Raw genomic sequence first — 9,151 nt, forward strand, 5'->3', positions numbered from 1 at the left:
TGTGCAAAAAGAGTACTTGAGCAAAAACTACGTCGAAGAAACCAGGTTCGGCTTCTGGTTCCTGCGCAGCCACACCTGGCAGCATCACGTATTGCGCGTGGCGATCAACGACCTGCGCAACCTGTTCAGCGACCCGTTGCCTGAGGCGCCGGTGCTGCTGGATGCCGGTTGCGGCCAGGGCAAATCGTTCCGCTACTTGCAGCAGGTGTTCGCCCCCGAACGCTTGATCGGCCTTGACGCCGACCCCCACAGCCTCGATCTGAGCCGTGCCGAAGCCGCGCGCCAGGGCATTGATATCGAATTGATCGGCAGTGATTGCGCAACCCTTGAGGTGGCCGATGAAAGTGTCGACATCCTGTTCTGCCACCAGACCTTCCACCACCTGGTGGAGCAGCAACGGGCGCTGACCGAGTTCTACCGAGTGCTCAAGCCCGGCGGCTACCTGCTGTTTGCCGAGTCCACCGAAGCCTATATCGACACCTGGGTGATTCGCTGGCTGTTCCGCCACCCGATGCACGTGCAGAAAAGTGCCGCAGAGTACCTGGAGATGATCCGTGACCAGGGCTTCGAGTTTGGCCCGCAGAATGTGTCGTACCCCTACCTGTGGTGGAGCCGCTCGGCGGACTTCGGCCTGTTGGAGCGTTGGGGCCTGCGCCAGCCCAAGCCGTTTGGCGAGCGTGAAGAGACCCTGGTGAATGTGGTCGCACGCAAGCCACTCGCAGGCCCGGCAGCATGATCCGTGCGCTGTTGATCGGCTGCCTGTTGCTGCTGGCCGCCTGTGCCAGCCAGCCGCCGCTGCCTGTGCACACCCCAAGCCTGGCCCTGCCGCTGCAATTGCATGTAGAACGCGAACAGGATGGCCTGCGCCAGGACTGGTTGCTGGTGATCCAGCGCGAAGGCGATGCCTTGCGCTGGTCGCTGATGGATCCGCTGGGCATCCCCCAGGCCCGGCAAAAGCTGGTGGAGGGGACTTGGCAGGCGGATGGTTTGTTGCCACCCAATCCCCAGGCCCGCGAGTTGTTTGCCGCCTTACTGTTTGCTTTGACGCCCGCCGCCGAGCTGCCAGGCAACTACCCCCAAGCCCGTGAAGACGATGGCGTGCGGGTGCTCAAGCCACACTGGCAAGTGATCTACCAGGCGCCCTTGGCATTCAGCGTGAGCATGCCTGGCCAGCATCTGAACTATCGCGTCAGCGCGCTTGGGAACACCCCATGACGGCTTACCTCAATGCCCTCGGGATCATCTGTGCCCTGGGCCGCGGCCAGGACGAAGTGCGGCGCAACCTGTTTGCCGGCGATAGCAGCGGCATGCGCAGCGAGAGCGGCTGGGTGCCCGAGCGGGTATTGCCGGTGGGCAGCGTGCCCGGTGAGCTGGCACCGCTACCGCCGCACCTGGCACAACAGAACAGTCGCAACAACCAGCTGTTGCTGGAGGCCGCCTTGCAGATCGAAGGCCCGATCCAACAGGCGATCCAGACCTTTGGCGCCTCGCGCATCGGCATCGTGCTGGGCACCAGCACCTCGGGCATCGATGAGGCCAGTCGCGGTATCGCCGACTACCTGCGTGAAGGGCACTTCCCCGCAGATTATGACTATCGGCAACAAGAGCTCGGCGCCCCGGCCAATTTCCTCGCCGACTGGCTGCAACTGAGCGGCCCGGCCTATGTGATTTCCACCGCCTGCACGTCCAGCGCCCGCGCCCTGATGAGCGCGCGGCGCCTGCTGGACCTGGGCCTGTGCGATGCGGTGCTGTGTGGTGGGGTCGACAGCCTGTGCAAGTTGACCCTCAACGGTTTTACCTCCCTGGAAGCGGTATCCGCCCAGCGTTGCAACCCGTTTTCGGTGAACCGCAACGGCATCAACATCGGCGAGGCGGCGGTGCTGTTCCTGATGAGCAAAAGCCCGGCGCCGATCGCTTTGCTGGGCAGTGGCGCGAGCTGCGATGCCCACCATATTTCCGCCCCTGAGCCCAGCGGCAAGGGCGCATTGCAGGCGATGAGCAAAGCCCTGGCCAGCGCCAAATTGACACCCGCGCAGATCGGTTACCTGAACCTGCACGGCACCGCGACCCAGCATAACGATGCGATGGAAAGCCTTGCCGTGGCAGCGCTGTTTCCCGCTGGTGTGGCCTGTTCCTCGACCAAGCCGCTGACCGGCCATACCCTCGGCGCCGCGGGTGCGCTGGAAGCGGCGTTCTGCTGGTTGAGCCTGATGGAAGGTACCGTGCCGCCGCATGTCTGGGACGGTCAAGCCGACCCGGCGCTGCCTACCCTGCATTGGGCCAAGGTCGGCGACACCCTGCAAACACGCTGCCTGATGAGCAACTCGTTTGCCTTCGGCGGCAATAACGTCAGCCTGATTATCGGAGACGCCCCATGATCAATTGGCCGCTCGCCGAACTGCTGCCCCACGCCGGGGACATGATCCTGATCGACCAGGTGCTGGCGTTCGATGAAGAGCAGATCCGCACCCGCCTCACCGTCAAGCCCGGCGGGCTGTTCAACCGTGCCGACGGTAGCTTGCCGGCCTGGGTCGGCGTCGAGCTGATGGCGCAAAGCGTCGCCGCCTATGCCGGCTGTCGGGCACGGCAGAACGGCGAAGCCGTCGAGCTGGGGTTCCTGTTGGGCACCCGTAAGTTCGAATGCAACGTCGAGCACTTTCCCGCCGGCACCGAGTTGACCATCCACGGCCTGCGCTCACTGGAAGACGACAACGGCATGGGTGTGTTCGAATGCCACCTGACCGGCGACGGCATCCAGGCCAGCGCGCGCCTGAACGTATTTCGACCGCCCCAGGCGGCCAACTATTTAGCTGAATCGAAGGACACGCGTCATGACTGAATCCGTACTGGTCACCGGCTCCAGCCGGGGTATCGGCCGCGCTATCGCCCTGCGCCTGGCCCAGGCCGGCCATGACATCGTGCTGCATTGCCGCAGTGGCCGCGCCGAGGCGGATGCCGTACAGGTCCAAATCCAGGCCCTGGGACGCAAGGCGCGGGTGCTGCAATTTGATGTGGTAGACCGTGCCACCTGCAAGCAGACCCTCGAAGCCGACGTTGAAGCCCACGGCGCCTATTACGGTGTAGTGCTGAACGCCGGGCTGACCCGTGATGGCGCGTTTCCAGCCCTGTCGGAGGATGACTGGGACGTGGTGATGCGCACCAATCTCGACGGGTTCTACAACGTACTGCACCCGGTGATGATGCCGATGATCCGGCGCCGCGCGGCCGGGCGCATTGTGTGCATCACTTCAGTCTCGGGGCTGATCGGCAATCGTGGCCAGGTCAACTACAGCGCGTCCAAGGCCGGCTTGATCGGTGCGGCCAAGGCGCTGGCAATCGAGCTGGGCAAGCGCAAGATCACTGTCAACTGCGTGGCCCCCGGCCTGATCGACACGGCAATGCTTGATGAGAACGTGCCGGTGGAAGAACTGCTGAAGATGATCCCCGCGCAACGCATGGGTACGCCAGAAGAGGTCGCCAGTGCGGTGAACTTCCTGATGTCGGCCGAGGCCGGCTACATCACCCGCCAGGTCCTGGCCGTGAATGGGGGCCTGTGCTGATGAAACGTGTGGTAGTCACCGGCATGGCCGGCATGACCTCCCTGGGCTGCGACTGGGAAACCATCGTCGCCAACTTCCGCGCCCAGCGCAGCGGCATCCGGCGCATGGATGAGTGGGATCGCTTCAGCGAACTGAACACACGGCTGGCCGGGCCGATTGACGATTTTGTGGTGCCGGCCCACTGGACCCGCAAGCAACTGCGCAGCATGGGCCGGGTCTCGCGCCTGGCCGTGTGGGCCGCCGAGCAGGCGTTGCAGGACGCCGGCCTGCTGGGCGATGCGTCGATCAAGGACGGGCGCATGGGTGTGGCCTGCGGCTCATCCACCGGCAGCACCGATGAGATCAAGGCGTTTGGCAATATGCTGCTCAACTCGGTGGCCGAGGGCCTGAACGCCAACTCCTATGTGCGCATGATGCCGCACACCACAGCGGCCAATATCAGCATTTTCTTTGGCCTCACCGGACGCCTGATCCCCACGTCCAGCGCCTGCACCAGCGGTAGCCAGGGCATCGGCTATGCCTATGAGGCAATCAAATTCGGCCGCCTGCCGCTGATGCTCGCCGGCGGCGCTGAAGAGCTGTGCCCCACCGAAGCCATGGTGTTTGATGCGCTCTACGCCACCAGCCTGAAAAACGACGCCCCGCAGACCAGCCCACGCCCCTACGACAGCGGCCGCGACGGCCTGGTGATCGGCGAAGGCGGCGGCATGCTGGTGCTTGAGGAGCTGGAACATGCCTTGGCCCGTGGCGCGCATATCCATGCCGAGATCGTCGGCTTTGGCAGCAACGCCGACGGCCAGCACACCACCCGTCCCGAGCAGGTCACCATGCGCCGGGCCATGGAGCTGGCCCTCGAAGATGCCAACCTGACGCCGGATGCCATCGGTTACGTGAACGGCCACGGCACCGCCACCGAACAAGGCGACATTGCCGAAACCCTGGCCACCAGCAGCCTGTTCGGCAGCCGTATGCCCATCAGTTCGCAGAAGAGCTTCCTGGGCCACACCCTGGGTGCCTGCGGCGCGTTGGAGTCGTGGTTCAGCATCGAGATGATGAACCACGACCAGTACGTGCCGACCTTCAACCTCGATCAAGTCGACCCGCGCTGCGGCGAACTGGATTACCTGCGCGGCGAGTTCCGCCAGATGCACAACAACTACGTGATGAACAACAACTTTGCCTTTGGCGGCGTCAACACGTCGCTGATCTTTCGCCGCTGGCAGTAAGCCTTTTATTTGATTGGAGAGAACGGAATGTCTTCGTTGCTACGCGCCACCCTCATCGCCCTGACCCTGCTGACCGCTGCCGGCTGTACCAGCAAGCCGGTACTCAACACCCAGCACGCGCTCGCCGCCAACGAGCAGGTCAGCGAAGAGAAAATGAAACAGAGCATCCTCACCGCCCTGGACAAGCGCAACTGGACCGTCCAGCGCGCCGACCCACGCCTGATCCAGGCCCAGATCAACGTGCGCAACCGCTACTACGCCGAGATCGACATCCGCTACACCGGCACCCGCTACGCCATCACCTATCGTGACAGCCAGGAACTGGGCTACAAGGACGGCAAGATTCATCGCAACTACAACCGCTGGATCAGCATGCTCGACCGCGACATCATGGCCGGGCTGCGCGCAAGCGGCGCGGCGCAAGCGGGTACGGCGGAGCAGTTGTTCAAGGAGACGGGGACGTCGAAGCAGAACTGATCGATGCCTCCGACATAACACCAGAAACGACAAAGGGCGCCTTTCGGCGCCCTCTTCACAAGCAGGCTGGCTTGTCATCGCCTTTGTCCTGCCCGGCTCTGCGATGGCTGGATTTCCAGGATCCTCAGAGTCTCACAAGCCCCTTTCGGGAACTGGGGCAGTATGCCTGAAAAGCCGGACAGGACAATCCATGGCAAAACGCCTCCTGTCTTTGGGTTGATAGAGAAGTGTCATCCATGTCACTCAGTGAAAAAGAAACGATTTTGCGCAACTCCAAGGCAAATCACTAAACCGGTTCCATTACCTGATATGTGAGTGCCGCTACACCAACGCCTTGCGCGTCAGCAGCTCGACAAACGCCTTGGCCATGGGCGACTGCTGGTCTTTACGCTGCACCAGCCACACCGCCGTCACTGCCTCAGGGTCGAGCAAGGTGCGGTAGACCACGCCGTCGATGCGGATGCGCTGATATGAGGCCGGCAACACCGACACCCCCAACCCCGCTGCCACCAGGCCGATGATGGTCATGGCCTCTCCGGCCTCCTGGGCGAAGTGCGGGCTGAAACCGGCATCGCGTGCCAGGTTGATCAGTTGGGCGTACAGACCACTGCCGTAGGCCCGTGGGAAAAATACAAAAGGTTCTTCAGCCAACTGCGCCAGGTGCAAACCGCGCTCGCTGCCTTCTACCAGTGGGTGGCCGGCACTCAGCACCGCCACCAGAGGCTCGCGCATCAGCTCCACGACACTTAATGAGTCCGGCAGCGGCAGCGGGCGCATCAGGCCGACCTGGATCGACTCGTCCGCCAACGCGCCCGCCACCTCGGTACTGCTCATCTCTTGCAGGTTCAGGTGCACCGCCGGGAAGGCCTGGCGAAAAGCAAAAATCGCCTGTGGGATGCTGGAGTTGAACGGCGCCGAAGAGGTGAAGCCGATCTTCAGCTCACCCAACTCCCCCAACTGCGCCCGGCGGGCCACATCCGCGGCCTTGTCGACCTGGGCCAGTACCAGGCGGGCTTCTGTGAGGAACAAACGCCCGGCCTCACTCAGCTCAACCCGACGATTGGTACGTTCAAACAAGCGGGCGCCCACTTCCTGTTCCAGCGCCTGGATCTGCTGGCTCAACGGCGGCTGGGAGATGCCCAGGACCTGGGCCGCCCTGCCGAAATGCAACTCTTCAGCCACGGCGATGAAGTAGCGCAAGTGGCGCAATTCCATGAAAACCTCATTAGGTCGTAAAAGCTATCAAACAGGTCGAACAATATATTGGAAAGAATCATTAGCCAGCTATATTCTTTTTTCATTGCCAGTCCTGGCAGCCTTTGCCCCCGAGGTCCCGCGTGAAATCTGCTGTCGCTCCACTCGCCCAGGAACTGCCACCCACCGCCCTCGACGAGGTGGTGGCGCAGCTCAACGATGTGTACATCGAAAAAGATACGCCGATGTTCATGCGCACGGTGCTGGCACTGTTTTCCGGCGGCTTTGCCACCTTTGCCCTGCTGTATTGCGTGCAGCCGATGATGCCGGCGTTGTCCCACGAATTTTCCATCAATGCCGCGCAAAGCAGCCTGATCCTCTCCGTCTCCACGGCGATGCTCGCTTTTGGCCTGTTGATCACCGGGCCGATTTCCGACCGCCTGGGGCGCAAGCCAGTGATGGTCACCTCGCTGTTCTGCGCGGCGGTATGCACCATCGCCAGCGGCCTGATGCCGACCTGGGAAGGCATCCTGTGGCTGCGCGCGTTGCTGGGCCTGTCCCTTAGTGGCTTGGCGGCCGTGGCCATGACCTACCTCAGCGAAGAGATCCATCCGCAGCACATCGGCCTGGCCATGGGCCTGTATATCGGCGGCAATGCGATTGGCGGCATGAGCGGGCGCCTGATCACCGGCGTACTGATCGATTTCGTCAGTTGGCACACGGCAATGCTGATCATCGGCGCGCTGGCACTGATTGCGGCGACGGTGTTCTGGAAAATCCTCCCCGAGTCGCGCAACTTCCGCGCCAGCAGCCTCAAGCCGCGCAACCTGCTCAATGGCTTTGTCATGCACTTCAAGGATGCCGGCCTGCCGTGGCTGTTTCTCGAAGCCTTCGTACTGATGGGCGCCTTTGTCACGCTGTTCAACTACATCGGCTACCGCTTGCTGGCCGCCCCTTATGACATGAGCCAGGCGGTGGTCGGCCTGCTGTCAGTGGTGTACCTGTCAGGGATCTACAGCTCAGCGAAGATCGGCTCGCTGGCCGACCGCCTGGGCCGTCGCCGGGTGCTCTGGGCCACTATCGTGCTGATGCTCGCCGGCATCACCCTGACCCTGTTCAGCTCGCTGCCGCTGATCATCATCGGCATGCTGATCTTCACTTTCGGCTTCTTCGGCGCCCATTCGGTGGCCAGCAGCTGGATTGGCCGGCGTGCGCTGAAAGCCAGGGGGCAGGCCTCGTCGCTGTACCTGTTCAGCTACTACGCGGGGTCGAGTATTGCCGGTACGGCGGGTGGGGTTTTCTGGCACTACGCGGGGTGGAACGGGATTGGCGGGTTTATCGTTGCGCTGTTGACCGTTGCGCTGCTGGTGGCGTTGAAGCTGGCAAAGTTGCCGCCGCTGGGGAACGTAAAGACCTGATACGGTGTTGCTTCAAATGTGGGAGCGGGCTTGCTCGCGAAAGCGGTGTATCAGTCATGAATGTATCAGCTGACATTCCGCATTCGCGAGCAAGCCCGCTTGTATGTTTAAACTTGAAGGGGTGGGCGGTGACTAAAAGCCCGATTCCGACTCTAGCCAGTACGGACCGTGGGAGACTTCTCGTCCCGCCCTTTCTACCCCAAGCGCCGATAAGGAATTCATCGGGAAAACCGACGATAGAGGCAAGCCAGCGCTGGGGTAGACCCCGACAAGCCCTTAAACACTAGCTCCGAGGATTTGTTATGACAATCCTTACTTCACCAACGGTTCTGGGTATCGATGTGGCCAAGGCCGACGTCGTCGCCTACCGCGAAGACCTCAAAGCCATTCAAACCATTACCAACGACCGCGATGCTCTTGGCCGCTGGCTCAAAACGCTACCTGCCAACAGCTCAATTGCCCTGGAAGCCACCAGCACTTACCACTTGGACACAGCTGAACTCGCCCATGAAATGGGACATCGGGTTTACGTTGTAGACGCTTATCGGTTGAGCCATTACCGCGAAAGCATTGGCCAACGGGCGAAAACAGACCCTTGCGATGCGCGTTTGCTGGCGCGCTACCTGAGCAGCGAGCAGGAACGGCTGCGGCTCTGGAGCCCACCTCCGCAGGCTTATAAGCTATTGAAAAGCTTACTGCACCGACGTGCAGAGCTTATCAACTTGCGCGTGAGCCTAACGCTGAGTTGGTCGGGCGAACCGCTTTTGAAGGACGAATTGGCCCAGCAGTTAAAGTCCTTCAAACAAGCTGAGCTGGTCATTCAGAAGTTGCTGCACAAAGTCAGCAAAGAGGCAGGCATCACCGAAAACATCAAGCGCTGCAAAGCCATTGAAGGGGTTGGTGATCTTACGGCTACGGGTCTAGCGACAGCCTTCATGCGTGGCCATTTCGCCAGTGGCGATGCATTCATCGCTTTCTTGGGGATGGATCTGAGACCAAAAGACTCCGGAAAGAAGGCCGGTCCTCGGCACCTGAGTAAAAAGGGCGATTCGGAGTTACGGCGCCTTGCTCACAACGCAGCAATGGCCGCTAGCCGATCGCCGACCTGGAAACCCTATTACGAGTCCTACCTGGCCCGAGGATTGGCAAAGACCCAAGCCCTGGTGATCCTCGCCCGCAAGCTCTGCCGGGTGGCATTCGCGCTGATGAAAAACCAGAGCGAATATCAGCCGAATTTAAGGTTGCAGGGTTTCCCTGCAACATAGAATCTCCCACA

The 9,151-nt window shown here is 61.7% G+C and carries 10 protein-coding genes; 9 read left to right on the forward strand and 1 reads right to left on the reverse strand.

Annotated elements, in window-relative coordinates; translation table 11 throughout:
* Window position 1 precedes the first annotated feature (1 nt).
* The 7 genes from BFQ03_RS09205 to BFQ03_RS09235 are packed head-to-tail and all read left to right on the forward strand — an operon-like array spanning window position 2 to window position 5,263.
* Window positions 2–736, forward strand: a complete 735-nt coding sequence (locus BFQ03_RS09205) for a class I SAM-dependent methyltransferase (protein WP_139115666.1) — start codon at window positions 2–4, stop codon at window positions 734–736.
* Window positions 733–1,215 carry a hypothetical protein gene (locus BFQ03_RS09210; protein ID WP_065942911.1) on the forward strand — a complete coding sequence of 161 codons (483 nt, stop codon included), beginning with the start codon at window positions 733–735 and terminating at the stop codon, window positions 1,213–1,215. Before BFQ03_RS09205 ends, BFQ03_RS09210 begins: the two co-directional genes overlap by 4 nt.
* Window positions 1,212–2,378 (forward strand): beta-ketoacyl-[acyl-carrier-protein] synthase family protein, encoded by a 1,167-nt coding sequence (locus BFQ03_RS09215; protein WP_065942912.1) that lies wholly within the window; start codon window positions 1,212–1,214, stop codon window positions 2,376–2,378. The genes BFQ03_RS09210 and BFQ03_RS09215 overlap by 4 nt, the downstream gene beginning before the upstream one ends.
* Window positions 2,375–2,839, forward strand: coding sequence for a hotdog family protein (locus BFQ03_RS09220; protein WP_032862182.1), 465 nt, complete (start codon window positions 2,375–2,377; stop codon window positions 2,837–2,839). The genes BFQ03_RS09215 and BFQ03_RS09220 overlap by 4 nt, the downstream gene beginning before the upstream one ends.
* The gene (gene fabG / locus BFQ03_RS09225; protein ID WP_065942913.1) at window positions 2,832–3,560 is read left to right on the forward strand and encodes a 3-oxoacyl-ACP reductase FabG; all 729 of its coding nucleotides are present in this window, start codon (window positions 2,832–2,834) and stop codon (window positions 3,558–3,560) included. Before BFQ03_RS09220 ends, fabG begins: the two co-directional genes overlap by 8 nt.
* Complete coding sequence (locus tag BFQ03_RS09230; protein WP_032862186.1) at window positions 3,560–4,786, forward strand: beta-ketoacyl-ACP synthase; 1,227 nt, start codon at window positions 3,560–3,562, stop codon at window positions 4,784–4,786. The genes fabG and BFQ03_RS09230 overlap by 1 nt, the downstream gene beginning before the upstream one ends.
* Before the next feature lie 27 nt (window positions 4,787–4,813).
* Window positions 4,814–5,263: a hypothetical protein gene (locus BFQ03_RS09235; protein WP_032862188.1), complete on the forward strand. Its 450-nt coding sequence runs from the start codon at window positions 4,814–4,816 to the stop codon at window positions 5,261–5,263.
* 321 nt (window positions 5,264–5,584) lie between these two features.
* Here the strand turns inward: BFQ03_RS09235 and BFQ03_RS09240 are convergent, their stop codons facing one another.
* Window positions 5,585–6,478, reverse strand: a complete 894-nt coding sequence (locus tag BFQ03_RS09240; RefSeq protein WP_065942914.1) for a LysR family transcriptional regulator — start codon at window positions 6,476–6,478, stop codon at window positions 5,585–5,587.
* 122 nt (window positions 6,479–6,600) lie between these two features.
* On the opposite strand from BFQ03_RS09240, the gene BFQ03_RS09245 reads away from it, so the two are divergent.
* Complete coding sequence (locus BFQ03_RS09245; protein ID WP_032862192.1) at window positions 6,601–7,875, forward strand: MFS transporter; 1,275 nt, start codon at window positions 6,601–6,603, stop codon at window positions 7,873–7,875.
* Window positions 7,876–8,177: 302 nt separating this feature from the next.
* Window positions 8,178–9,140: an IS110 family transposase gene (locus tag BFQ03_RS09250; RefSeq protein ID WP_065942825.1), complete on the forward strand. Its 963-nt coding sequence runs from the start codon at window positions 8,178–8,180 to the stop codon at window positions 9,138–9,140.
* Window positions 9,141–9,151: the final 11 nt, after the last annotated feature.

The organism is Pseudomonas sp. 25 R 14 (assembly GCF_900004755.1).
Lineage (GTDB): Bacteria > Pseudomonadota > Gammaproteobacteria > Pseudomonadales > Pseudomonadaceae > Aquipseudomonas > Aquipseudomonas brenneri.